This window comes from Methylosinus sp. H3A (genome assembly GCF_015709455.1).
Taxonomy (GTDB): domain Bacteria; phylum Pseudomonadota; class Alphaproteobacteria; order Rhizobiales; family Beijerinckiaceae; genus Methylosinus.
In genome coordinates this window covers 2,271,523-2,297,146 of sequence record NZ_JADNQW010000005.1, presented here as the reverse complement: position 1 = coordinate 2,297,146, position 25,624 = coordinate 2,271,523, and the positions used below count along the sequence as shown (strand labels likewise).

The following is a 25,624-nucleotide window of genomic DNA, read 5'->3' as shown; positions in this document are numbered from 1 at the left end:
CCGAAATGAAAAATTCTCGTCGCGCGCCCGCGCCTAGATTTGAAGTAGACCGCCGAACGTATCCGACGTTCTATCATCCGCTAACCGTAACGAGCGATGCGTCGAGCGTTCCCCGCCTCGTCCGCGACGGCAGGATGGCGTTGCATCGCTTAGGACCGTAGCGTAAAAAGCAAAGGCGGCCAAGCGCGATGTCAGGGCGCTGCGGCGCGAAATATTGCACTTGCAATCGAACATGCGGGTGGTTTCATTGATCGGCCCTTCGGAGTCTATAACGACTTCTTCGCTATCTACTTCGATAGCAGATGCTCTCGGAGCGCGGTGTGCGCTGCAGCACATCGCAATCGGTCGGGACGACGCATGAACGAGTCCCATCCGACCTCGCTCGATTGGCTGAAGCGTATGTCCGCCGACGATCACTCTTTGGTGACGATGATCTGCTTTCCGCCCGCAGGCGGCGGCATGATGGGGTTTTGGCCCTGGATCGCGCCGCTGCGCGGCCGCGCGAATGTCTACGCCGCCGCCCTGCCGGGCCGCGATCAGCGGCTGCGCGAGGAGCCGGCGCGCGCGCTCGAGGCTCTCGCCTCGCCGCTCGCCGAGGCGGTCGCCGCGCTCGCAGACAAGCCGCTGCTCGTCTTCGGGCATAGTTTCGGCGCGCTCGTCGCCTATGAGATGATCCATCGCCTTTTCGCGGAGGGGAGCGTCGCGCCGGAGCGCGTGCATTTCCTGGCCTCGGGCCGCGTCGCGCCGCATCTTCCCTCGCGGGCGCCGCGCGTGTCGCATCTCGCGCCGCGGGACGTCGTGTTCCGCGTCGCGGAGTTGCACGGCAATATTCCGGTCGCTCTGCTCGAGCAGCCCGAATTTGTGGCGATGATCGGCCGCGCGCTGCAGGCCGATCTCCACATCAATGAGACTTACGCCTGGACCGAGCGCGCGCCTCTGCCCTGCCCGATGACGGCCATCGGCGGCGACGCCGACCCCGTCGTGTCGGAGGCCGAGCTCGACGCCTGGGAGCGTCACGCGGGCGGCGGCTTCGAGCGGCGCCTCGTCGCCGGGGATCATTTCTACTTCCGCCCGGCGGCCGGACAGCAGACGCTGATGGAGATCGTCTCGGCCTGCTGCGCCTCGCTCGCCGCCACGACGCAATAACGCGCGAGACCCGATATGAGCGAGCTCGAATTCAAGAAAAAGGCGATCGTCGCTCTGGAGACGCTCCGCCGCCGGGTGGCCGAGCTCGAGGGCGCGACCCGCGAGCCGATCGCGATCATCGGCTATGAGGCGCGCTTTCCGGGCGGGGCGGACGCGGAAGCGTTTTGGGAGATGCTGCGGGAGAGCCGCGAGGGCGTCGGCGAGGCGCCGCTCTCCCGTTGGGACGCCGAGGCGGTCTATGACGCCGATCCGGACGCGCCGGGAAAATCGCTGACGCGGCGCGCCGGCCTATTGGACAGCATCGACGATTTCGACGCGCATTTCTTCGGCGTCGCCCCGCGTGAGGCGTCCTGCATGGACCCGCAGCACCGTCTGCTGCTGGAGACGAGCTGGCGCGCGCTCGAGCACGCCGGCGTCGCCGCCTCGGAGCTGGAGGGCGCGCGCGCCGGCGTCTGGGTGGGCGTCAGCACGCATGAATATCTCGGCCTGCTCGTCAACAATACGACGCTCGAGACCATCGACGCATACTATGCAACGGGAACGTCTCCCGCGGCCGGCGCCGGACGCATCAGCTATCGTCTCGGCCTCGAGGGACCGGCGGTGACGGTCGACACGGCCTGCAGCTCCTCGCTGGTGGCGATCCATCAGGCCTGCCAGGCGCTGCGCTTGCGCGAATGCGATCTCGCGCTCGCCGGCGGCGTGAACGCGATCCTCACGCCGGCTCTGATGATCAGCATGTCGCGCGCGCGCATGCTGGCGCCGGACGGCAAATGCAAGACATTCGACGCCGCCGCCGATGGCTATGTGCGCGGCGAAGGCTGCGGCGTCATCGTGCTGAAGCGACTCTCCGACGCGCTGCGTGACGGCGACCGCGTGCGGGCCGTGCTGCGCGGAGGGGCGGTCAATCAGGACGGCGCCTCGGGCGGCCTCACCGTGCCGAGCGGCCGCGCGCAGCAGCGCGTCATCCGCGCGGCGCTGGATCAGGCCGGGCTCGCGCCCGCCGATGTCGATTATCTCGAGGCGCATGGCACCGGCACATCGCTCGGCGATCCGATCGAGGCGCAAGCCGCCGCCGCCGCGCTCGGCCCGGGGCGCGCGCCCGACCGGCCGCTGCTCATCGGCTCGGTGAAGACGAATATCGGCCATCTCGAAGCGGCGGCGGGCGTCGCCGGCGTCATCAAGGTCACGCAGTCGCTGGAGAACGAGCTGCTGCCCGAGCATCTGCATTTCCGCACGCCCTCGCCGCATATCCCATGGAAGCAATTGCCGCTGAAGGTCGTTTCGCAGGCGCGTCCCTGGCCGCGCGCCGAGCGCAAGCGGCGCGCCGGCGTCAGCTCTTTCGGCTTCTCGGGCACCAACGCCCATGTGATCCTCGAGGAGGCGCCGCCGCGCCCCGAGATCGCGCCTGAGGCGGCTGCGCCTCGGGCCGAGCGCCCTTGGCATATGCTGCCCTTGTCGGCGCGAAGCGTTCCGGCGCTGAAGGCGCTGGCGCGATCCTATATTCAGCGCGTCGAGACGCTGCCCTCGGCGAGCGCTCTCGCCGATGTCTGCTATTCGGCGGGCGTTGGGCGCTCGCATCTCGAGCATAGGGCGGCGATCGTCGCGCAGGACGGCGCCGCGGCCGCGCGTTTGCTGGAGGCGTTCGCGGAAGAGCGCGCCTCTGCGGGAGTCTACACAGGCTTTGCGGCCGATCCGCCGAAGACGGCCTGGCTCTTCACCGGCCAGGGCGGCCAATATTCCGGCATGGGCCGCGAGCTCTATGAGACGCAGCCGCTCTTCAAGGAGACGCTGGATCGATGCGCCGCGGCGATCGCGGATATACTTCCCCGCCCGCTGCTGGAGGTCATGTTCGCCGAGGACGGCGCGATCAATCACACCTCTTACGCGCAGCCGGCGCTGTTTGCGCTCGAAATGGGTCTCGCGCAGCTGTGGCGCAGCTGGGGCGTCACGCCGGATGTGGTTCTGGGCCACAGCGTCGGCCAATATGCCGCGGCCTGTGTGGCCGGGGTCTTCACGCTCGAGCAGGGCGCGCGTCTGCTCGCCGAGCGCGGGAGATTATTCGGCGCCTTGCCGACGGGCGGCCTGATGGCTGCGATCTTCGCCGAGGCCGACCTTATCGAGGCGCGGCTCGCCGCTTTCCCGCATGTCTCGATCGCCGCCTATAATGGCGCGCATATCGTCGTCAGCGGTCCGCAGCAGGATGTGCGCGCGCTGGCGGAGATGTTTCGCGGCGAAGGGCGCCGCACGGAAGAGCTCGAGACCTCGCACGCCTTCCATTCCGAGCTGCTGGAGCCGGCGCTCGACGCCTTCGAGGCCTTCGCCGGTGAGACGCCCTTCGAAGCGCCGACGCGCACGCTCATCTGCAATCGGACGGGCAAGCCGCTTCCGACCAATCCGCTCGACGCGCAATATTGGCGGCGCCATTCGCGCGAGCCGGTCCGCTTCGCGCAGAGCGCGCAGACGCTCGCGGAATTGGGCTGCCGCGTGTTGCTCGAGGTCGGCCCGCAGCCGGTGCTCGCGGCCATGGCGCTGCGCGCTTGGCCGGAGGGTCGGCCGACGCCGCTGGCGGTGGCCTCGCTGCGCCGGGATTCCTCCGACGCTCGGCAGATCGAGGAGGCGCTCGGCCAGCTCTACGCCGCCGGCGCGCGCATCGACTTCAGAGCCGTCGACGCGCCATGGAGCCGCAGCAAAATCGATCTTCCCAAATATCCGTTCCAACGCAAGCGCTTCTGGTTCGAGGCCGCGCGCCGCGACGCCCATTCTTTCGCGGGGTCCGGCGCAGAGCGCGCGGCCGCGCTCGCCTCCGACGCCCCTCTCGCTCTTGCCGCCGACGCTCCCCTCGCCGACGCTCCCGCGCCCGACTCCTGGCTCGCCGATGCGCCGCAGGAGGAGCGGCTCGGCCTCGTCGTCGAGCGTCTGAAGGCCGAGATCGGCCATGCGTTGCATATGAGCGCCGCCGAAATCGATCCGCATGCGGCCTTCGCCGCGCTCGGAATGGATTCGCTGACCGCGATGGAGCTGCGCAGCCGCTTGCAGGCGGCGCTCGGCGCGGCCATTCCGGTCGCGCTCTTCATCGAGAGCCCCGATGTCTCCACTCTCGCGACGCGCCTCATCGATTGGTGGGGAGAGCAGCGCGGCGCAGCGGCCAAACGCCAGCCGCCGATGACGCGCCGGCCGCGCGATCGTTCGCCTCTGCCGCTCTCGTTCAATCAGGAGGCGTTGTGGTTTCTGCACGAGCTGGCGCCTGGCTCCAGCGCCTATAATGTCGCCGCCGCGGTGCGCATTCGCGGCGCGCTCGACGCCGCGGTGATGCAGCGCAGCCTCGACGCCATCGTCGCGCGGCATGAATCGCTGCGCACGTCGTTCCGCAGCGAGCGCGGCGTCGCGCAGCCGCATGTGGTCGCCTCGCTGCAGCTTCCCTTGCCTGTCGAGCCCGTGCGCGACGAGGAGGAGGCCGCCGAATGGGCCCGGCGCGAGGCCGGCGCGCCTTTCGATCTCGCACAAGCGCCGTTGTTTCGCGCGCGCCTGCTACGCTTCGACGAGACGCATCACATTCTGCTGGCGACGATGCATCACATCGTCACCGACGGCTGGTCTTTCGCCGTGCTGCTGCGCGAGCTCTCGGCCGTCTATCGCGCATTCACGACAGGCGAGCCCTGGCCGCTTCCCGAATTGCCGATTCACTACGCCGATTACGCCGCCTGGCAGCGCGAATGGCTCGCGGACGAGACGCTCGACGAGCTGCTCGCCTTTTGGAAGGCGGAGCTTTCCGGCGTCGCGCCGCTGGCGTTGCCGACCGATCGACCGGCTCCGCGCACGCCGAGCTTTCGCGGCCGACGTCTCCGCTTTTCGCTCGGCGCCGAACGCGCAAAGGCGCTGCGCGCGCTGGCGCAAACGCAAGGCGTGACCTTGTTCGCGCCGCTGCTCGCCGCGCTCGCCGCCGTGCTGCAACGCCACAGCGGCCAGGACGAATTCATCGTCGGCGCGATGAGCGCCAATCGCGGCCGGCTCGAGATCGAAGGATTGATCGGCCTTTTCGTCAATGCTCTGCCGGTGCGCGTCGTCCTCGACGGCGATCCCGACATGCATGAGCTGATCGCTCGCCTCGGCGCGCGCACGCAAAGCGCGATGGCGCATCAGGACGCGCCCTTCGATCATGTGGTCAACGCCGTCGAGCGCGAGCGCGACGGATCGCGCAATCCGCTCTATCGCGTGCAATTGCTGCTGCAGGCGGGGCTGCTGCCGCCGGCGCTGCCGGGCCTCGAGATCGACGTGCAGGAGATCGACACGCAGACGGCCAAGCGCGATCTCACCTTCACCATCTTCGACGACGCTGCGATGGCCGGCCATGTCGAATATTCGACCGATCTCTTCGACGCGCCGCGCATCGAGCGGCTGCTGCGGCATTTTCTCTCAGCGATCGACGGTATTCTCGCCGATCCGTCGCGGCGCCTCTCCGCGCTGCCGCTGCTGACGCCGGAAGAGCTGGCTGCGAGCCGCATCCCGGCGCCGTCGCCGCCGCCCTCCCCGCTCACAGTGGCGGAGCTGTTCGAATCCGTCGCCGCCACGCGCGCCGATGCGATCGCTTGCGAGGACGGCGAGCGCCGCCTCACTTATGCGCAGACGCAATCGGCCGCGCGACGCCTCGCGCGCTGGCTGCGGGCCAAGGGAATAGGCCCCGGCGCGGCGGTCGCCATGCGAACAGAGCGCAAGGTGGATATGATCGTCGGCATGCTCGGCGTCATGAAAGCCGGCGCCGTCTATGTGCCGATCGACGAAGCCTATCCGCAGGACCGTATCGCGCATATGCTCGCCGAGGCGAATGTCGCGCTCGACGTCGCCGCCCCCTTCGACGCCGAGGTCGCAAACCAATCGGACGCGCCGCTCGAGACGATGGTCGGACCTCTAGACCCGGCCTATATCGTCTTCACCTCGGGCTCCACGGGCCGGCCGAAAGGCGTGGTCATTCCGCATGGCGCCGTCGCCGAATATGCGCAGACGCTCGGCGCCGAGCTCGGCGTCGCGGCCTCCGACGCCTGGCTGCATACGGCGTCCAGCGCCTTCTCCTCCTCCATGCGGCAAATGCTGGCGCCGCTGGCCGCCGGCGCGCGCATCGTCATCGCCAGCGACGATGAGCGGCGCGATCCCTTCGCTCTGCTCGCGCGCATCCGGGCCGCCAAGGCGACGATCATCGATCTCGTGCCCTCCGTGCTGCGGCAGCTCGTCGACGCGCTGGCGAGCCTGCCCGCGGCCGAGCGCGAGGCTCTGCTCGACAATGAGCTGCGCCTGCTACTCACAGCGAGCGAGCCTCTGCGCTATTCGCTCGCGCGCGATTGGCGCGCGCTCGTCGGCGACAAATTGCGCTGGGTGAATCAATATGGGCAGACCGAGACCGCGGGCATCGTCAGCCTCTATCCGGTCGGGGCGCAGACGCCCGCGGATCCGCTGGCGATCGTGCCGATCGGACGTCCGCGCGCCAATGTCCGAATGCTCGTGCTCGACGCGCAAAAGCGAATCGCGCCGATCGGCGTCGCCGGACAATTGCACATAGGCGGCTCCTGTCTCGCGCTGCGCTATCTCGGCGATCCGGCGCCGACCGCCGAGCGCTTCCTCGATTTCGACGACGGCGAGACGGTGCAGCGGCTCTATGCGACCGGCGACATCGTGCGGCTGGAGGAGGACGGCTTTCTCTCCTTCATCGGCCGCGACGACCAGCAGGTGAAGATTCGCGGCGTGCGCATAGAGCTCGGCGAGATCGAGCGCGCATTGCTCGACCATCCGCGGACGCGCGCCGCGGCGGTCACGGCCTATGACGTCGACGGCGAAGCGCGGCTCGCGGCCTATCTCACTTTCGACGGCCCGCCGCCGAGCGTGCAGGCGCTGCGCAATCATCTGCGCCGTCATTTGCCGGACAATATGATCCCCGCCGCTTTCGTGACGCTCGAGAAAATGCCGTTGACCGCGAATGGCAAGCTCGATCGCGCCGCGTTGCCGCCGCCGCCGCGCATGGCGGCCTCCGACGCGGCCTATGTCGCGCCGCGGCCGGGCGACGAGGAGAGCCTCGCGGAGATCTGGCGCGATCTGCTGAAGCTCGAGCGCGTCGGCGCCAATGATAATTTCTTTCTGCTCGGCGGCCATTCCATGCTTGCGGCGCAATTGCGCGCGCGCATTCATCAGAGCCTCGGCGTGGAGCTGCCGCTCGGCGCCGTCTTCGAGGATCAGACTCTCGCCGCGCTCGCCGCGCGTCTCGACGGCGCAAGACGCGGCGCGACCGTCGCTCTGCCGGAATTCGCCGCGGCGCCCGCTGGCGTCTCGGCGCCGGCCTCGATGGCGCAGCTCAACGCCTATGCGGCCGAAGCGGCTTCGCCCGGCGCGCCGGGCCAATGGATCGACGTCGGCGTGCGCATCATCGGTCCGCTGGACGAAGAGCGCCAGATCGAGAGCATAAAAGACGCGTTCCGGCGCCACGCCATTCTGCGCACGATCCTCGAGCCCGCAGCCGACGGCGGATTGACGCAGCGGATCGTCGACGCTTTGCCGGAGACGGCGCTGCTCGGAGCCGAGGAGACGACCGACCCTCTGGCGCCTGTCGCGTCGGACAGCGGTCCCGCGATACGAATCTCGCTGCAGCGGCTTGCCGACGATGAACGGCTGCTGCGGCTGCGCTGTCATCGCTCGCTCGCCGACGGCGCGACGGTTCGCATGCTGTTCGGCGAAATCGGGGCGCTCTACGCCAATGGCCTCGAGGGAATGGAGCTGTTCCCGCTGCTCGATCGCACGCTCTCCTATGCCGATTATGCGCTCTGGGAGCGGCAATGGCTGACGTCGGAGCTGCGCAGCGGCCAGACGGAATATTTCCGGCGCCTGTTCGAGAGCGGCCTGCCGGCGCCGATCCGCGCCGACCGGCTGCACGGAGGCGGCGCGCTCGCGCCCGAGGGAGCCGTCTTCCGCTTCGACTTTCCGCAATCGGCGGTCGACGCCGCCGACGCCCATGCGGCGAAGGAACGGGCGACGCTCGCCATGACTTTGACGGCGGCTTTCGCATCCGCTCTCGCCGAGCGCGCTGCGGACGATGCGCTCGCTCTGACGATTCCGGTCTCGCTACGGCATCACGCGGCCACGCATCGCATGCTCGGGCCGTTCATGAACACGCTGCCATTGCGCATAGAACGTCCGAGCGACGGTTTCGATGAGCTGTTGCCGCGTATCCGCGACACGACGCTCGCGGCGCTCGCCAATCAGCATGCGCCTTGGCGAGACGTGATGGCGGCGCTGCGCGCGGATCATGGGGTGGACGCCGAGCGCGTCGGCGATGTCGCTCTCGTGATCGAGGACGCCCCGCCGCAGAAGGTGCAATTCTCGGGGCTGACGCTTTCTCGCGCATCCGCGGATCGAGTCGCCGTGCGCCGCCCGCTCACTCTCTCCGTCTCTCTGGACGAAGGCGAGATCACAGGTAGCCTCATCTATGCGACGAGCCTGTTCGAGCGCCTCTCGATCGAAAGGCTGGCGGAGCGCGTCATCCTCGCCCTTGCGCCGCGCTGAACGGGACGGGCGAGCTTTACGGGACGGACGCCGCCGAGCGCTTCGAATCAGCCCGAAACGGAGGCGCCGCTCAAATTTGGACCGGAATAGCGAGACGCACAGGCAAGGCGGCCGGCAAATCGCCCGCGGTTGATTCGTCGCGATCTCCCAGCGCGGGCAACAGAACGTCCCGAATTCGGAGTGCGGGGAACCAAAGATGAAGAGAAAATAGCGGCCGCCATCGACGTTGCGCAGAGCGACGCTCCGATGGAGACGCCTCGGTTTGCTTTCGGGCAAAAAGAAGCCCGACGTCCTCACGGAAGCCGGGTTGCTTGGCGATTTTTTATTTCCTGGAACGCAAAAGGCCCGCCGGAGAGGCTGGCCTTTTGTGAGACATTGGTTGCATGGACTCGCTGCGACCGCTGGCATGAATTTCATATCCGGTTGGTTTTCATCGGCTTTTACGAAGTCGAGGATGCCGAACAACTCGCCGCGTAGCTCGGCGTGAACCTCGCCGCGTTTCGTTCCGGGCGTCAGCACAATTTCGCCGATGAGCGAGCGTAATGCTTCCGCCGCCTGCCTGCCGTCGTCCGTATCGTCGAGCGCTTCCATGAAGCGGTCGATGCGAAGCCGATAGACATTGGCGATGTTGGGATGCACGTCTGGAATATCGGTCGGAGCCTGCGACAAGCGCGCGACGATGTCCGCCTTCTGCCGTTCGAGGTCTTCCATCCGCGCCTTCATGGATGGCTGGTACATGCCGTCCTCGATCGCCGTCATGATGCCGGCTATCCCCTGTTCGATCTTCTGAAGCGTCCGGCGGTCGACCTCGGCCTGCGCCCGCCGTTCATGATTCAGCCGGTTCATCTCTTCGGCGTAGGCGCGCACAGCCTCCGCAACCGCGTCGGAGGACACAAGGCGGTCCTTCAGCCCCACCAGCACCCGCCCCTCGATCTTCTCGCGAGGGATGGTGCGGTTGTTGTCGCACGTCCCGCGACGATGATGGTTGAGGCAGCCGTAGCGGCCGGGAGTCAGGATGCCAATCTTGCCGCCACAACATCCGCAGGTGAGAAGGCCGGAAAGAAGGGAGATAGGTCGGTTGGCCAGATGTAGCCGCTTCGCCCGCCCTTCCCGCGTGGTCGCAGGGTTGGGGCCGAAGATCGCCGAGATTTGCTGCTGCCGATCTCGCGCCGCCTGCCAAAGCGCATCGTCCACGACCCTGAGATGCGGCACTTCGGTCCTGATCCACTGATTTTCCGGATTCGGCCGCGAGACACGCTTGCCGGTGGCCGGGTCTTTGACGAAACGCTGCCGGTTCCACACCAGCACGCCGGCATAGAGTTCGTTGTTGAGGATGCCGGAGCCGCGCGAGACGTGACCCCGAATGCTCGTGTCACCCCAGGCGCGGCCCAACGGGCCGGGAACGCCTTCCTTATTCAGTTCGACCGCGATGGCCTTCGGGCTCTTACCGGCGGCGAAGGCGCGGAAGATGCGCCGGACGACATCCGCCTCCTCCGCGATGATCTCACGATCGCCTCGGATCGGCTCGCCATTGGCGTCGAGTTTCTTGGCCACGCGATAGCCGTAGCAGAGGCCGCCGCCCGCCTTGCCCTTCTCCACCCGGCCGCGCAGACCGCGATGGGTCTTCATTGCGAGGTCTTTCAGGAACAGGGCGTTCATCGTGCCCTTCAGGCCGACGTGAAGCTCGCTAATCTCGCCCTCTGCGAGGGTGACGATGGAGACGCCCGCGAAGCGCAGATGCTTGAACAACGTGGCGATATCCGCTTGATCGCGGGAAATCCGGTCCAGCGCCTCGCCCAGCACGACGTCGAACTGGCCGCGCTGCGCGTCCTGCAACAGCGACTGGATGCCGGGCCGCAGGATCATGCTCGAACCCGAGAGGGCGGCGTCGTGATAGGCGCCCGCGATTTTCCATCGCTCGCGCCCGGCATGTTCCTGGCAAAGGCGAAACTGGTCCTCGATCGAGCTTTCGCTCTGGTTGTCCGACGAATAGCGGGCATAGAGCGCGACGCGGGTCATGGGCGGTCTCCGTTCCTTCTATTCCTCGTCCTCGGCGTTCTGTGCGTCCTCGGGCCTGTTGTCGTTCGCGGCGCCGAGCGCCGCGAACTGATCTCGTGCGATCCGTCGTCCGATCAGCCGCGCGATGGTCAGCGCCACCTGCTCCAACTGTCGCCGCGTCTCCCGGTCCGGTTCATCCCGTTTACCGTCCGGGCCTCGATTGTCGTTGGCCGGTATGAGGTCGCCCGGCTCGGATTCCGTGTCATCCGCCATGCCGTCGCTCGCTTTCTTTCCGAAATCAAACGGGCATGAAGCAGCGGCAAGTCGAGCATGAGAAGATGGAAAACCCGTTCGTCGTATGGCGGCGCAAAAATACTCGCGAACGGCGATTCTGGCGTAGTTGTCCAAAACACTCTACACGCATCACACGGCCCGCAAAGCCTTCTGGACTGCCTTGGGCGCGCGCTCGATCACCAGAAGATAGGCTCTGGTCGGTCCTTCCGGCTGTCGCGAGCCTTGTTCCCAATGACGCAGCGTGTTGACGCTGAACCCGAACCGGCCCGCGAACTCTTCCTGCGTCATGTCCAGGCGTGTGCGGATCGCCTTCACGTCGATCTTCTCCGGCACATGGACGCGATAGGCGCTCTCGTCCGCCCTGCCCTCGGCATAGGTCACCGCTTCCTCGAGCCCGCGCCGGATGCTGTCGGCAACCTTGCTCATGGCGTTCTCCTCTTGAATGCCTCGACCAGCAGCGTCGTAAGCTGCTGGAAGTCATTGCGGTCCTGCTGGCTCAAATCGGCCCGCTCATTCTTGGCGAAAGCGGTCAGCGCGAAGAGCGGCATGCCGGCGTCGTGGTGGAAATAGATCACCCGCGCCCCGCCTCGCTTGCCGCGGCCTTCCAATCCCCAGCGCAGCTTCCGCACGCCGCCCGTTCCGGGGATCAGATCGCCGGCCGTCGGATTGTAGGCGAGATAATCCACCAGAAGCGCCCGTTCCTCGTCGCTCATGAGCTTGCCGGTCGCCGACAGAAACTCCGGCGTTTCGACGACGCTGATCGGAGCCGTTCGAGCCATGAGAGATACTACTCCAATGAGTCAGTCTAGACAACAGGAAACATGATCCAATGAGTCAGATGTGCCCTCCCCGCGTTTTGTGAGCAAAGAAGCGCCTCACCACAATTTCGGGCCGAGGAAGCGCAGCTCGAAATTGTGCGATAACATCTTCGGCGCCAGCCACTTCAAAACTCGGGAAACGAGTCGAGGCGACCGATTCGGATCAAGTCGATCAGCGCCGAGCGGACTTGCGGCCAGGGAAATTCGGGGCAGTTCTCGCACCATTCACCCTCGCGGAGCACGGCGTGGAGCTTGGCGGCCACGCCTTCGACGGAAGACGCCGGCGTGGCCGCCAGCGCATCGGCGAGTTCTTTCGCTATATCCACGGCTAGGCTCAGGACCTATTAATTTGGAGTGAGGCGTGATTCAAGGTCTCCGAAATGGAGGCTTTGATGGGTGATTTGTTTTTGCTGAGCGAAGCGGAGATGGCGCGAATTTCCCCTCACTTTCCCTTGGCGCACGGCGTGCCGCGGGTGGACGACCGCCGCGTGGTCAGCGGGATCGTCTACGTCATCAAGAATGGCCTGCAATGGAAGGACGCCCCGAAGGAGTATGGGCCGCCCAAGACGCTCTACAATCGCTTCATCCGTTGGAGCCGGCTCGGCGTCTTCGATCGTATCTTCGCCGCGCTCGCGGGAGAAGGGCCGAAGCCGGAGCGGATCATGATCGACTCCACTCATCTGAAAGCGCATCGGACGGCGGCGAGCCTCCTAAAAAAGGGGCTCTTTCCCGCTGTATCGGCCGCACGAAAGGCGGGCTGAACTCCATGCTCCACGTCGTTTGCGACGGCGCCGGCAAGCCGCTTGTCATGATGCTGACCGAAGGGCAGATGAGCGATCACAAAGGCGCGAGGCTGATGCTCGACGCGCTGCCGCCGTCCTCGGCCCTGATCGCAGATCGCGGCTACGACAGCGACTGGTTTCGGCGAGCGCTCGCGGAACGCGGGACCGAGCCCTGCATTCCGCCGACAAAGAGCCGTAAGAAGCCTCTCGATTACGACAAGGCGCTCTACCGGCAACGTCATAAGATCGAGAACCTCTTCGCCAAGCTCAAAGACTGGCGGCGCATCGCCACCCGTTACGATCGATGCGCGCACGCCTTCTTCTCCGCCATATGCATCGCCGCCGCTGTCGCCTTCTATCTCAATCAATGAGTCCTGAGCCTAGCTCCTCCTCTTTTTTCGCTTCGGAGTAGCCGACAGCCAAATCGGCGGCCGCCCAGCGGGCGCGCTCATCCTCTTCCTGAGCGGCGCGGTCCGCCTCAGCGCAATCAGTATTGTCGATTGAGCAGGACTCGCGAATCAACTGCATCAATTGGGTTTCCAAGCTTTGCTGCTTCTGGCAGAGCACGTCGGCGGCGTCCTGGGCAGCCCTCCATTGTGTCCACATGGACATCGCCGCGTCGGCCGCTTCTATACGCGACGTGTCGAGAGGCGCGATTTCCCCGAAAGACGCCGGCGCGGCAGCGCCGACGCTCGCGACCAACAGGGTCCTTCGGGTGAAAGAAGGCGCACGCGTGGTAATCTCGGGTTCAGCCATGATCCGAGTTCCTCATTAGCCAGGGGGATATGCATGAGCGAGGGCCTCTCATCGTCCAGCAGAACGGCAGTTCTGCTGAGCTTTGGTCAAATGCAAGCCTCGGCGAACGCCGGAAATTGATTTTCCGGCGTCGGATGGCGTGGTAATGGTTTTGTCACGACGCTCTCTTTTTAGCGCCGAATTCTAATAACGTCAACCCAAAAATAGAACGACGTGCTAAAAATGCTAGCTGTTCAATGCAAGATGGCGCGCGTCGCCCTGGGAATTGGCGTGCGTGAGCTGGCAGAACTGGCGCAGGTCGCGCCGGCGACGGTTTCTCGTCTCGAGGCGGGAGAGGAACTGAAACCCCGCACGGTCGCTGCGATCCGCGCGGCCCTCGAAGCGGCGGGCGTGATCTTCGTCGAGGAGAATGGCGAGGGGCCGGGTGTGAGGCTACGGAAAAAACAGCCATGAGCCGGTAGCGGCGGCAGGTCGGCCAACCTCGGCTCACGGCAAGGCTGACGATTCCTTTCAAGTGGCCGTCGCTGCGCCTGTACCGCTTTGCAAGAACTCGCTTGCGGCTCCAAATGGAAAGGAGCGACTCCATCACAGCCCCAGCCCGCGCTTCCGGCCGAGGTCCCACTCGATTCCGCCACCATCGCGGTGGACACCGCTGAGATATTGGCCGATGCGCTTTTCGAGAACGGGCTGCCAGGGCACGAGCTGGAAGCCGAGGCCATCCTCGATCATCGCGAAGCGCCCGCTGGCCAGATCGGCGACGCCGGCCAGCCGCCCCGACACATATTCCCCCGGCGCGCTCGGCGAATACGACAAGCCGCGCTCGGCCGCCATCTGCCGGCCGACCCGCTCCACCTCCCGCCGCTCCAGCGTGGCGATAGCGCTGCGCAGGATGGAGATGGATTTTCCATCGTCCGTGGCGAGACCCATTTCCACCAACCGCTCTCCGCGCCGGTTGAGCGCATTCTTCACGTCCCGACCGAAGCCTGCTTCTGCTAACGGAATCGGCTTGTCGGTGACGAGTTCGCGGTCGAGCCACGTCGCTCCGTCGCTGGCGATCTGCCGTTCGAGGTCGAAGGTCGAGAGCGTGCGCACACGGAGTCCGTCGCCACCATGGGCCAAATCATAACTTTGGCCGCGCTCGACGATATCCTTCGGAACGCGCCAATGGTCCGCGTCGACGCGTTCGACATGCCCGGCCCGGCGCAGCGCCTCCAGCCGGCGGACATGGAAGCGGACGAATGCGTCCGGGTCCTTGCCCTGCCGCTCGAAGCTCTCGCGAATGCGTTCGAGATGAGCGCTCGGCCGGTAGAGGCCGTCGTCCTCCGCGACGATGGCGATGTTGCGGTCGGCGGGCCTCGGACCGGAAACGGCGGGCGCGGCTTCGACGATCATGCCTCGGCCGACCTCCTCGATGCGAATCGGATCGGCGAACTCCATGTGATGGACTCGTCCGTCGACGCCGTCGACGACGAGATAGACTCGCTCACTCATCTCGTCGCCGGCCAGGCCTTTGGCCAGCACCCGGCCGACGATCTGCTCCTTTCCGGTCTCCCCGTGGCAAGCATATTGCGCGCCGCCGCGCTCGTCCGCCAGACCGTGACCGGCCAGCGCCCGACGGATGGTCTCGATCGCTTCGTTGCGCGCTCCCAATTCTTTCAGCATCGGCTCGGCGCGGTCGGAAATGGTCCACCGTCCTGTCTTGAGTTCGGTGGCGAGGCCGTAGCGTTCCAGACACCGCGCGCGACCGAGCAGCAGCGCCCGGTTTTCTCGGACAAGATAGGAGGCGCCTTCCCCGAGCCTGAGATCAATGACGCCTTGTTCGCGCTGCTCGGCGAGCAACATCTTGTCGAGCCGCGTCAACCGCTCCGCCGCAACTTCGTTCGCGAGCTTCGTCTGAAGCTCGATCTCGCTCTGATGGCCGAGCTCCAGCGTGACGAGTTCGCTTGCCCGGTGACGAACGCCGTGAGCGATATAGTCGCCGGCGATATTGAGGATGCGGCCGTCGTCGAGCACGCCCCGGACGATGATGTGGGTGTGAGGATGGCCGGTGTTGTGATGGTCGACGGCGATCCAATCGAGGCTCGTGTCGAGGTCCTTCTCCACCTGCCGCATGAGGTCGCGGGTGAAGCCTCGCAGGTCGGCCATATCGCTGGCGTCCTCCGGCGCGACGATGAAACGGAATTGGTGACGATCGTCGCGTCCGCGCTCGACAAAGGCGCGGCCGTCTGCCTCATTCTCGATCTCAGAATAGGCGTGGCCCTTCTCGCCGTCGCGAGTGACGCCATCGCGTTCGAGATAGCGCAGGTGAGCGTCGAAGGCCTTGCTCGCGGCGCCGCGCATTTTTGGACCGCGCGTTCCGCGTTGCGGGTTGAGCTTCACGACCCGCGCCTTGACGACGACGCGACGCGATCGAAACCGTCCAGCGGAGTCGCGTCGCCAGCCGCCGCCGTCTCTCGGCAGCGACGCCGCCACCTTCGCGCCTCGTCCCCGCGCGTTGAACCGGCCGCTTCCTTCTCCTTTCCGGCCGCCAGCCGCCGCCGCCGGACCTCGGCCGATGCGTCCCGGATCGCCGCCAGCCTTTTGGACAGCAATCTCGACCTGCCGGACGAAGGGCAGCGAGCGCGGAGTGACGCTCCTTCCGCCAGCTCGAGATCGACCGGGTCGAATGTGGAAATCGTCTCTGTCGTCGCTCGCCATTCCGAGACGATCGGCGTCGAAATCGGTCTGCGCAATGACCCTCGAGCGCCGATCGTAGTTCAGCGCAAAAATACCGGCAGTAGCGTAGAAGCGGCGGGACATGCCACGCCGCACCTCGCGAGCGCTGGCGTCTATCACGCTGCAAAGACGAATAAATTCGATTCTACCGGAAACCGCCGCACATCGCGCAGCGCCATACATGCACATTTGTAGGCTGCAAAAACAAATGTGCAGACAATCACTTACGAGCGCAGCGAGACGCGAACGTCAGTTCGCTTTATCTTGCCCTCCTAATTGGGCGACGTCCCGAGCCTTTCGTCCCCATATCTTCCTCCATCGGTCAATCGTAGGCAAGCGTGGTCTCGCGCGCAAAGGCGCGCTTTGTCGGTCGACGGCGTAATCAATCGGCCTCGACACGTCAGGAACCCTCCGGCGTCGAACGCAGCTCTGAGGCGCCATGCACTCCTCCGTGCTCTGCGGCGTCAATGAAGCGCCGCGGCACATGTCCGCATCGGGATCGCGGGGCATCAACCACAAGCACTAGAGCGTGGTCGCGCGAGCGCGCCACAGGCAAGATATCGTGCTTCCCGCCGCCCTTGGTCTGCATCAGAACCGTTCTCCGCTCGCGCGGATTCCTCACATTCGAAGCGTCGTGCGCGCGCCGTCGGCGCGTCGTTTTTCGTTCTTACGCGGTGGCGGCGAGGAGCTTCGGCGCGCGCTTGCCTTGCTGCTTCTCCTGCGTCTCCACCGCCTTGAACCGGAATGTCGAACCGTCGCGCCACATCGCATGCATGATCACCGAAAGCTTCCGCGCGACCGCCACGTAAGCGCGCTTGTGACCGCGCTTCTTGGCGATCTTCAAGCCCCAGGCCTTGAGGCTGCTGAAGCCCTTGAAGCGCGTCAACATGATATTCGCCGCCTCATAGAGCGGGTGTCGGACCTCGCCGTCGCCGGCCTTGGAGATGTGGCCGGAAACGTCAATCGACGTTCCCGGCTGCCACCATCGCGCCGTCAGCCTGAGGTAGGTGCCGACGGTCTTCGAGCGGCGGAACTGGCGCGGATCGTCGACCGAAGTCTTGAACGGCAGAGCGCTGATCGGCCCGACGCCAGGTATCCCTATGAAGCGCCGGCAGACGTCGTCCTTGCTCGCGACAGCGACGACGATCTTGTGCAGCCGAAGATACTCCTGCCACAGCGCCGCGCGCGCCCGCGGCATGCAATCGACGACGCCGGCGATCAGCGAATCCTGCGCGACGAGCTCGCGCACGCGCGCTTCGAATTGTCCTCGGCTGACGGCGCCGAGCTTCAGGCCGAAGGTCTTGATCGAGTGGCGGATGGCGTTTTGAATGTCGAAAGACTTGCGCTTCAAGTTACGCCGGTGCGTCACCAGGAGCCGCAGCCGGTAGCTGTCCTCGCTCTTGAAATGGACTTGCTTGAACCAGCCGGTGCGCACGATATGGGCGATCCCCTGCGAGTCGGTGCGATCCGTCTTGTTGCGCATGGCCGAGAGCGCGGAGCGGGCATGATAGGCCTCGAGGCACACCATCGGCAATCCGCGCTGCTGCAGCTCCGCTTGCAGCCGCGGCGAAAAGGAGCCCGCCTCGTGGCCAACGCGTCGCAGGCGTTCGGCGTAGGGTCGCAGCGCCGCGAAATCGCGTCCGGGTCGGTTTCGACCTTGGTTTCGAGCACAAATTTTCCTTCCTGATCGATGACGCAGATCGAAGTCTCTTCCATCGACACGTCCAATCCGGCAAAATACTCCATGGCTGTCCTCCGTCGGCGTTTGGGGCGCTCAACCGACCCCGATTTTACGCTGTCATCGTGGAGTACAGCCATCAACTTCGCCGAACCCGCGCAAATCCACTCGCGCACCACGCGCGTTGTGAACGACACCGATAAGCGCGAAAATCACCCGACGACGCGTGGAAGAGTAAGCGGGTCGGATGACGGGCGGAATGCGCAACGCTGGTCATCTGGTGGGCATCCGACGCGCAGATCGGATGCATTTCGGATCTCCGTCTAGGAGCCGCCGAATTGCAAAAAGCGCACGTTCGCCGGGCTTTCGTCCTATGGAGCTCGCACTCGACGAAGAGCTGTAGCCGGGTCTTTTATTGCCGTCGCGATGCCAATTGACGCAAATTCCAGCGCTCTCACGCCGATCTACGGCACGAGATTGCCGAGGCGAAAGTATTTCGCCGCCCCTCTCGTCCTCACCAAGGACAAAGTGAGCGCGTCACACGCTATGCCGACACGCACGTCGGCTACGGCGGCTTTCGTGCGGATAGAATATGCTCGCACTGAGCATATCTCTAGACGATCTTTGCGGACGTTCGATCACTCCGCCTCTGGAAATTCCTGAACGCGCCGCTTCAGATCCGATGCCAGCGCGTTGGCCATCTGCGTGAAGCCTTCCAGCCGATCGATGCGGTCCTGCAGCTGTTTTCGGTTGGCCTCATTCGGATCGGACTTTTTCAACAGGCTATTCTCACCAACGAGGACGCGAATTATCGGAAGTTCAACCCCATTGTCTGCCCCGGCCGCCTCAGCAAGTGCGACCCATTCCCTCGATTTATCGAGCGCAACCTCCGCAGCTTGCGTTAGGCAGTAACGAATAAGCATTCTTGCCGAATAATCCAAGCTGTCGATGAGCTTCAGCCACGACTTCGCCTTTCCGTCCATATCAGCGTCGTCGGCAGCAGCGCGTGCCGAACGAAAATATCTTGGCGTGCTGTCGTCCGGATCAAGGCTTTCAAGCGCTCTCAGGATCGGTTCGAGTTCCTCAAATGGACGCTTACCGTTTGGCAATTCGTGACGATGTTTCCATAGGCTGATGATGACTTCGCAGCACGCCCGAATCTTAGCCGGTCGTTCTTCGCCGCTTGCTTTCTCAGCGTCTTGGATCAGCTCGGCGACATAGTGAGCCATCCACCGGCCTAGGGTATCCACGGACCGATCGAGGTCGAGCTCACTCGTCAGCTTCCTGCCGAGCTCAAGCGTCGCCTCACAGCGTGCTGAGACTACCGTCGGACTTGAGGAGGAAGAGTCGTGCACTTGGCAGAATGAATCCGAGGTCATCGTTCCTACTACTTTCCCAGCGAGAATAGCAGCGCCGCCGTTCAATTTCTACCTCCACGATCAAATCCATGCGTAGCTTACGCAAGAGCGCAAGAACGAACGCGAACGACGCCTGAAAACGAGAACCAGTCTCGCCTTCCGTTTCATCGTCATCCTTGTCGCGGAAGTGTCCCCATACTTGTGACCACGCGACATCGCCGTGATCGCCCTCAACATGCCATCGCCGACGCTCTACGTCACAATTAAGGTTCATGAGCTCGGTGACGTAAGCGGCGGGCGCTGGCGGCGGATACTTGATGGCACCCGCCCAAGGGTCCAGGTCATCTAATCCGTAATCGCGAGATCGATCGGTGAGCCAACCTTTGAGCTGAAAGCCATCAAAGTCGATTTGCAAATCGTCGTCGGCGTCGGGAATTCGATAGTCGTGAGGATTGCCTGCGCTCTGCAAGGCCCTCAGCAGCGCCATCGAACGATCTGACGAAACAAGCGCGCTACGAACGTGGATCGACTCCTCCCGATGTCTCGATCGTCTCGTCCAACGTCCCCAAAGATTCATTCTGCCGTCAGTGCTGATGAGAATCCGGTCAAAATCACTCCTGACGATTGACCAGCGCCATTCGTCCGTTTCCTTTTCATCTTTCCAATTCGGCCGCTCAAGCGGAACTGGGTCGCGCCGGTCCGCCAGCCATCCGTTGTCACGGCGGGACAGATCATGTCTCGATAGCCAATTGCGAAACTCATCCTCGGAGTCGTCGGGATCGTGATGCACTGGCACTGCCGCAAGCAGCTTCCCGGCCACCACCATCATCGCGTGGTACGAAAGATAGAAACGAAGCTCGTCCACTCGCGGATACGAGCCGTGCGAATGATGGGGCTCTCTATCTCTGAAAATCTTTCGGCGGTAGCGCGCATCCTCATTCCACTGGCTGCCCCCGTGGAGGTTCCAATCGCTTCTGATCACGCGCAACGCTTCGCGTTCGATGCTGGCTTGCGATTTCGCGAAACACCTTCCGAGAGGCGCAAGCCAGTAAGGACCCATGTCGATGCCAAAATAGAACCGATCGTCGTTGTTGTCGGCCTCGGCCTTGCGTTCACCGTCAGCCTCGTCGTCTTCGAAGCGCCGATAGGACTTCGATTCGACGGGAGAAAAAGAAGATGCGTTGACGGTAGCGAGCCGCGCTCGTAAATCGGTTTGCGATCCCAAGAACCCGCCGTCCAACAGAGCTTCGATAGTTCTCGTTGCGAATGCCCGAATGAGGACGTGAGGTTCACCGGCGAACGCCAATTTGAACAGGAAGTCGGCATGTGGGGCAACGATGCCAGGGTGGTCTTTCGCGGCGCGCGCCAATCCGATCAGAAACCATTGGCGTGCGTGCAACTTATAGAAGTGCAGGCCGGCGTCGGCAAAGGCATCGGCTGATGCTCCGCTCGCCAACGCGACGAGATGCCCAAGCACCTTGGCCTGTCCGAGCCTGCAAAGCGCGCGTACCGCGTGCGCAGCTTCCCAACGCAAGCTTGCCCGTGGCGCAGCAAGGCCGCCCCAGATGTAACCGGCGACTGAGCCCTCTATTTCAGCGGGCGGCTCGAACTTTGGCGACCACGGGCCATCGCCGTCGGCGTCCTCCAGTACCGTATCGAACAGATCTAGCCCGAACGAAAGTGCTTCAATCGCTTCGTTCTCCGATAATTTCGACGCGAGGAGTCCGACCAGCGTGAACAAGCGGCGCGCACCGATGACTTCCGTCGCCTCGCCAATGCCAGATAGAACAACGCCGACGACATCGCCTTCTGGAATTCCGGATAGCTCGCACGCGGTCTTGAATGGAAGCACCTCATAGTACCGGCTTTTCGTGACGGCCATGCAGTGCCGCCGGCAGAATACCCTCAAAGTTTCGGCTAGAGCCGACTTGACCGCGAGCCGATTTTTCCAAGCTTCTGGAAGAAGCTCAAGAAAGCTGCGCAGATCATAGAGTCCGAAATCGGTTACGTCAGCGACAGCCGCGATGAACTCGGCCTCTTTGCCGACATTCACGCGGCGGTATGCTTCTGCAAAGAAGCGGTCAGGATAGCGCGGCAACGCACTATTATTGAAACGCCGACGCGCGCGCGAAAGGTCGTTAGCGATACAAAGATCGATATCCTCGAAGACTGCGTTCCAGTCGCGCTCGTAACTACTGTCTGGCAGAGCGCCGCGGTCCTGGTCATCGCTATTGTCCGTCGGTTTGTCTGATTGCTCTTCGCGCTCACTTAGGGCGATCCATGCATCAAGTTCGGTGACCGCGATGCCATGCTGCGTCAAGACGTTTTTGAGCGCGCGCCACCTTCCAAGACTGTGCTGCCCCAGCGTAATGTAACGGTAGCAAAATTCCGCTGTGGCTTCTTTTTCAGCCTTGTTCGCGCAGGCAGCGAAAGCTCTCTTGAGCAACAGAGGCTCATCCCACTGGGCACGAAAGCCGATCAACGCCAGCGCAACCTTTGGGTCGAGCTCACCGTGCGAAACTAGGAAGTTGACAGCGATCGGCAATAACCGTTCCGTCCATCCGAAATCCCGATCCCGCCAGCGGCTGAGGATCGCAAGGGAAGAGCTCCCGCATAGGCCGGCGATCGCCTCAACGGTCGCTTCCCAATCAAAATGCTTGTCGCGGACGACGTAGTCGTAGGTAAGTTCCGCGCAGCGCGCGAGCCGATACGCCGTCACCGGATCTGGCCTGTCTCTGCAGGCCGCACGATCAGCGAGGTCAAGTAACGCACCCCAGCGATCTAGGTTTTCATCGCCAATTTTGCTTGCGACTTCCACGGCCAGATTGAAATACGCGACCGCCTCGGAGCGGCTTGCCATCAAGGTCGCGCGCGCTAGATCGACAAAGCTGTCCGACTTCGATTCCGCACTTTCCCGCTCGTCGCGAATCAGCCCGAAGGCTTTGCTGGCATATTCCAGCGCGTGCGCCTCGAGCGAGGGCGATCGGGCTGCTAGCCGCGCAAGGTGCGTAAGCGTCTTCGCGTATAATGGCCGCTTGAGGCCCACGATCCACTTATTCAGCTCGTCCAGCGATGCGGCCTCAGCGCTTCCCGTGACCAACAACGTATCAAACCATACTCGGGCGACTTCGTTGGACGTGAACGACTCCTCCCGATAGCTGATCTTTTCGGCTTTCGAAGACGCAGCGGCCGTTTCCGCGATCTCGTTGGCAAGATCGGCACGCGCCGTTCGACCGATGAAAGTCGCCGCCCACAGGCGGTGCCACGGCAAGAGGGCGCCGATGTCTTCCTTAAACTCCTGTACGTCCCGAGAGTCGGAATGAGGTTTCGGGTTTTCCAGCTCCTTTCGTAGGCCATCATGCGCCAAATCGATCAAATTCAGTGATTGCCCATTGAGAGCCGCGCGCAGGGCATACGCGCGAAGCAACGCAAACCGTGTCCTCCCATAGCGGGACGAGAGTCCCTGCGGAGGCGAAGGAGGGAGATAGCGGGTAAGAAGGGAGATCAATTCGCCGGTCGCACCAACCGAGAGCTTGTGCGCTGCCTCCGCAAGCGCAGTTACCGCTTGGATGACGCTCCCGTCATTGTCCCAGCGATCTCCGTCGCTGAGCTTGATCCGCGGATCGCGAGCTAAACGAAGAGCACATTCGACCACACTTTTTGGCGGCGTTCTATGGACATCTCGTAATTCCAGCGTGATCGCCAGTACGAGGCACAGGTTGTTCTCGGCAGCCACTGCAAGATTATCGAGATCGTGATAGCGACCATGATCGATGAATCGGCTTGCGAGAGTCCGCCCCACGCGAAATGAAACCTCACGGGGCGACCATCCGCGTAAATCATGTGCGCAGCTAGCGGCACCGTGAATGTTGAAAAAGGCGGTCGCCATCTCAAGGATGTCGTTATCCGTCACTTTTTCCCGTTTCCTGTCATCACGCGGAAGCTGACCCCAGTTCCGCAACCATTCGCGGGCCATTCGTAGCCTGCTGCGCGCATCGCCCAGCAGCTCGCCGCGTCCTGACAACAGTCCAGCTTCATAAGCGTGGTGTGAACCGACCCAACCCGCGCCAAATGTTCGCCGCGAGATGAGCTCCTGAATGCGCTCGCTCTCCATGAAGACCGCCGCTAAGTCGGTGTTCGCTTGAAGTAGCTTGCGTTGTCGTTCATCGCCTGCGCTTTCGCCCCCGGCCTTCAGCGCCAGCTTCGCCGCATCGGTGTAACGTCGCGCGCGGAGGCTCGCTTTGAGGGCAAACTGAAGGCGTTGCAGTTCAACGTCACGCTTTTCAACCGGACTGGTGCTCGGCAGAGCTTCGGAAGAGAGAGCGAGCGCCACAAGCTCCGCAAAATGACCCGCCTCCAGCATGAGTTGCGGCAATGCGGATGCTACATAGGCGCTACCCGCCGCGATGGGCTTCAGGCTTGCAATGAAAGCCGCCAAATCGCCTGCCGCTGGCTTGAACCTGTCTCTGAACCAAGTCTCAGCGGGCTCATCGTAGAATTGAATCGTGTCGCCCGTAACAAGGAGCGGACGCCCAAGATCGAACGCGAAACTCCTGATCGCAGCCTCATCGACCCCCGACATTGACGCCAGAACCGATAGAGGGATCAAGGGCCGGAGCGCAGCCAGCCCAGCGCAAATTCTGTCGATCTGCGCCTTCTCGATGGACCCTACCGCATCGCGCAGCCTCGCGATTGCGTCATTAAGAAGGTTGCCGATCGCGTCCTCGACCGTCGTGGGATTTGGGCCGAGCGCCCGGAGAATCTCGCTCAACGAGACCTTGCGCGCGAGGGCCAGCGCTTGAACGCGAGGGTTCTGCGAACTCAAGCGATGGAATTCGTCGACGTCTTGTTCGGTGGCACCGGTGAAAACTTGGCGCAAGCACGTCGCAGTTTCCGCTCGGCTGAATGGATGCAGTTCAAGCCGTAGAGCGGAGGGCGGAGGGTCAAGATACCCCTGCCGGTGCGTCCGGCACAGGGCGACCAACCGTACGCCTTCCGGCAACTGCTCTCGGAGCAGGTCGCGCACAAAAGATCGCGCTTCGCCAATTTCTTCCGCCGCCATCTGCGCATTGTCCGCGGCGTCAATGACGATGCAGAGAAGCGCTTGCGCATTCTCGGCCCTGAGGGAGGTGATGCTTTGCGTTAGACGATAAAGAAAGGCTCTCACGTAGGCCGATGGTTCGGCGTGAGGGCTCGGGATGAGCGGGTGGCACAGCCCCTTGGCAGCTAGCTCATTCGCAATTTGAACCAGAGCGTCCTTGTGGCGATGCCGATAGCCGCTGGCGCTGCGGTACTGGCCATTGCCAAAACAATCGTAGAGAACGCTGGATGAGCCTGCGGGCAGCGCCAAGTTGATGCGCGTTGCGAAAACCGACTTTCCCACTCCGCCGGCAGCATGAACGATGACCGCAACATCGTCCGCCTGCATGATCGCCCGGTTGAGCTCTGGTTCTTGCTCACGCGGGACTACGTTCGCAATGTCTTTGATGAAGCACGGCGCAGGAAACAGGCGGCTCTCGTCGGTCTTGAGCGCCCGAAGCACGTCCATTCTCGTGACAGTTGGATTCTCTGCACTCACGGAGAGAGCTTTTTTGGTCACAAGCTCCTTCAGTTGCACGGGCGCATCAACGTCTGCATCAGCAAGGTAGTAACTAACGTCTTGGGCCAATATGTTTCGTTGATCCAACACTCCTTCCTGACCTCCTTCGAGCCGAAGCAGCTTGCAGAAGGCCGCGAGCGCCGTGCCGCTGAGACCTGTGAACCTCTCAAGCTTCTTGAGATTGTCGGTGTGCCGCGCCGCCGCAGTGCCTTCGGCGGTGTCATGAACAGCTTCGAGAAAGTCGGAGTTGACCGGGCGGTTAGAAACGAACCAGAACTCTAGCTTGCCGTCCAGGTGTTCTGTTCGAAGGCGCTGTTGAAGGGCTTTGAATCGCTCGGCGAATCCCGTCAGCGTCTTTCCGAGCCCACTTGGCGCCCAAGCTTCATCAGCTCTCAGTGTTGAGTGCTTGAGCTGGATGTACCGAATCAGTGTTGCCTGTTCGAGACTTTCGCTCCCGTAATACTCGCCAACGTCGATCAGCTCTTCGCCGGTCGTAATGCGGTCCGCCGCCGCTGCCTCTGATGGAGATGACCCCTCGATCGTGACCGCCTTCAAGCTGGCGTCGGGCGAAAGGAGAAGTAGGCAACGGCGTGCGGCCCACAGATAATGGAACTGGTCGCCATCGCGGCTTGGACGAACTAAATTAGTTTCGGACATCGGGTCTTCGCTCGATTCGGATGAAGGGATAGTGCCGGGAAAATCGTTTCCGGTCGCAACCCCGCCGGTGTGCTTCGGTACGCATCGGCTTAGAATATCAGTGAACACATCGCTTAGGCTTTTCGGTAGCGAATGATCCGCGCGGCGGCAAGAGCTAGAGCCGGGTCGAGTTCCGGCCGTCGGGCGTGCTGATTGGGTGACCGCTAAGGGCGCGTTCAGCGACGCTGGGCGATCTGTGGGAGCCGACATACGGTCGTAGCCAGAGGTAAAGCGGACTCACA

13 protein-coding genes and 2 pseudogenes are annotated in these 25,624 nt (G+C 63.6%); 5 read left to right on the top strand and 10 right to left on the bottom strand.

What is annotated here, in order from left to right:
- Positions 1 to 357 precede the first annotated feature (357 nt).
- Positions 358 to 1,146: a thioesterase II family protein gene (locus IY145_RS13780; RefSeq protein WP_196408723.1), complete on the top strand. Its 789-nt coding sequence runs from the start codon at positions 358 to 360 to the stop codon at positions 1,144 to 1,146.
- 15 nt (positions 1,147 to 1,161) lie between these two features.
- On the top strand, positions 1,162 to 8,688 hold the full coding sequence (locus IY145_RS13775; RefSeq protein ID WP_196408722.1) for a non-ribosomal peptide synthetase/type I polyketide synthase: 7,527 nt from the start codon (positions 1,162 to 1,164) through the stop codon (positions 8,686 to 8,688).
- 927 nt (positions 8,689 to 9,615) lie between these two features.
- On the opposite strand, the pseudogene IY145_RS25745 reads toward IY145_RS13775, so the two are convergent.
- The 5 genes and pseudogenes from IY145_RS25745 to IY145_RS13750 all read right to left on the bottom strand — a co-directional run.
- A pseudogene (locus tag IY145_RS25745) lies at positions 9,616 to 10,707 on the bottom strand (recombinase family protein); the annotation flags it as partial.
- 18 nt (positions 10,708 to 10,725) lie between these two features.
- On the bottom strand, positions 10,726 to 10,959 hold the full coding sequence (locus IY145_RS13765) for a hypothetical protein (RefSeq protein ID WP_196408721.1): 234 nt from the start codon (positions 10,957 to 10,959) through the stop codon (positions 10,726 to 10,728).
- A gap of 150 nt (positions 10,960 to 11,109) precedes the next feature.
- Positions 11,110 to 11,406, bottom strand: coding sequence for a helix-turn-helix domain-containing protein (locus IY145_RS13760; protein ID WP_026598234.1), 297 nt, complete (start codon positions 11,404 to 11,406; stop codon positions 11,110 to 11,112).
- Entirely contained in the window at positions 11,403 to 11,759 is a 357-nt protein-coding gene (locus tag IY145_RS13755) for a type II toxin-antitoxin system RelE/ParE family toxin (protein ID WP_246722025.1), read from the bottom strand. The genes IY145_RS13760 and IY145_RS13755 overlap by 4 nt, the downstream gene beginning before the upstream one ends.
- A gap of 164 nt (positions 11,760 to 11,923) precedes the next feature.
- Positions 11,924 to 12,124, bottom strand: coding sequence for a hypothetical protein (locus IY145_RS13750; protein ID WP_196408720.1), 201 nt, complete (start codon positions 12,122 to 12,124; stop codon positions 11,924 to 11,926).
- Between the two features lie 66 nt (positions 12,125 to 12,190).
- Here IY145_RS13750 and IY145_RS13745 point away from each other — a divergent pair.
- A protein-coding gene (locus IY145_RS13745; RefSeq protein WP_196408719.1) for an IS5 family transposase occupies positions 12,191 to 12,951 on the top strand; the annotation gives its coding sequence in 2 pieces (ribosomal slippage) (positions 12,191 to 12,524 and positions 12,524 to 12,951; 762 coding nt in all).
- On the opposite strand, the gene IY145_RS13740 is transcribed toward IY145_RS13745, so the two are convergent.
- A complete protein-coding gene (locus IY145_RS13740; RefSeq protein ID WP_196408718.1) occupies positions 12,941 to 13,336 on the bottom strand; it encodes a hypothetical protein in 396 nt (131 codons plus the stop codon). The two genes, IY145_RS13745 and IY145_RS13740, sit on opposite strands and share 11 nt — an antisense overlap.
- 222 nt (positions 13,337 to 13,558) lie before the next feature.
- On the opposite strand from IY145_RS13740, the gene IY145_RS13735 reads away from it, so the two are divergent.
- Positions 13,559 to 13,789, top strand: coding sequence for a helix-turn-helix transcriptional regulator (locus IY145_RS13735; protein ID WP_196408717.1), 231 nt, complete (start codon positions 13,559 to 13,561; stop codon positions 13,787 to 13,789).
- A 132-nt stretch (positions 13,790 to 13,921) separates the two neighbouring features.
- Here IY145_RS13735 and IY145_RS25740 read toward each other — a convergent pair whose 3' ends face one another.
- On the bottom strand, positions 13,922 to 15,178 hold the full coding sequence (locus IY145_RS25740) for a DUF3363 domain-containing protein (RefSeq protein ID WP_246722305.1): 1,257 nt from the start codon (positions 15,176 to 15,178) through the stop codon (positions 13,922 to 13,924).
- A gap of 213 nt (positions 15,179 to 15,391) precedes the next feature.
- Between IY145_RS25740 and IY145_RS25735 the strand changes: the two genes are divergently transcribed.
- Positions 15,392 to 16,246: a hypothetical protein gene (locus IY145_RS25735; protein WP_246722021.1), complete on the top strand. Its 855-nt coding sequence runs from the start codon at positions 15,392 to 15,394 to the stop codon at positions 16,244 to 16,246.
- 472 nt (positions 16,247 to 16,718) lie between these two features.
- On the opposite strand, the pseudogene IY145_RS13725 reads toward IY145_RS25735, so the two are convergent.
- The 3 genes and pseudogenes from IY145_RS13725 to avs3a form a co-directional block, all read right to left on the bottom strand.
- Positions 16,719 to 17,797 (bottom strand): annotated as a pseudogene (locus tag IY145_RS13725) (IS110 family transposase).
- A gap of 570 nt (positions 17,798 to 18,367) precedes the next feature.
- Complete coding sequence (avs3b, locus tag IY145_RS13720; protein ID WP_312030589.1) at positions 18,368 to 19,084, bottom strand: AVAST type 3 anti-phage proein Avs3b; 717 nt, start codon at positions 19,082 to 19,084, stop codon at positions 18,368 to 18,370.
- Positions 19,035 to 25,343 carry an AVAST type 3 anti-phage nuclease/ATPase Avs3a gene (gene avs3a, locus IY145_RS13715; protein ID WP_196408715.1) on the bottom strand — a complete coding sequence of 2,103 codons (6,309 nt, stop codon included), beginning with the start codon at positions 25,341 to 25,343 and terminating at the stop codon, positions 19,035 to 19,037. Before avs3a ends, avs3b begins: the two co-directional genes overlap by 50 nt.
- Between the last annotated feature and the right edge of the window lie 281 nt (positions 25,344 to 25,624).

What these genes read in the sequence shown, in the direction of transcription:
- IY145_RS25740 (WP_246722305.1), bottom strand. Translation starts at nt 15,178, where the DNA reads ATGTTGCTCGCCGAGCAGCGCGAACAAGGCGTCATTGATCTCAGGCTC.
- IY145_RS13755 (WP_246722025.1), bottom strand. Translation starts at nt 11,759, where the DNA reads ATGGCTCGAACGGCTCCGATCAGCGTCGTCGAAACGCCGGAGTTTCTG.
- IY145_RS13740 (WP_196408718.1), bottom strand. Translation starts at nt 13,336, where the DNA reads ATGGCTGAACCCGAGATTACCACGCGTGCGCCTTCTTTCACCCGAAGG.
- IY145_RS13775 (WP_196408722.1), top strand. Translation starts at nt 1,162, where the DNA reads ATGAGCGAGCTCGAATTCAAGAAAAAGGCGATCGTCGCTCTGGAGACG.
- IY145_RS13780 (WP_196408723.1), top strand. Translation starts at nt 358, where the DNA reads ATGAACGAGTCCCATCCGACCTCGCTCGATTGGCTGAAGCGTATGTCC.
- IY145_RS25735 (WP_246722021.1), top strand. Translation starts at nt 15,392, where the DNA reads ATGGTCGACGGCGATCCAATCGAGGCTCGTGTCGAGGTCCTTCTCCAC.
- IY145_RS13735 (WP_196408717.1), top strand. Translation starts at nt 13,559, where the DNA reads ATGCTAGCTGTTCAATGCAAGATGGCGCGCGTCGCCCTGGGAATTGGC.
- IY145_RS13760 (WP_026598234.1), bottom strand. Translation starts at nt 11,406, where the DNA reads ATGAGCAAGGTTGCCGACAGCATCCGGCGCGGGCTCGAGGAAGCGGTG.
- IY145_RS13765 (WP_196408721.1), bottom strand. Translation starts at nt 10,959, where the DNA reads ATGGCGGATGACACGGAATCCGAGCCGGGCGACCTCATACCGGCCAAC.
- avs3a (WP_196408715.1), bottom strand. Translation starts at nt 25,343, where the DNA reads ATGTCCGAAACTAATTTAGTTCGTCCAAGCCGCGATGGCGACCAGTTC.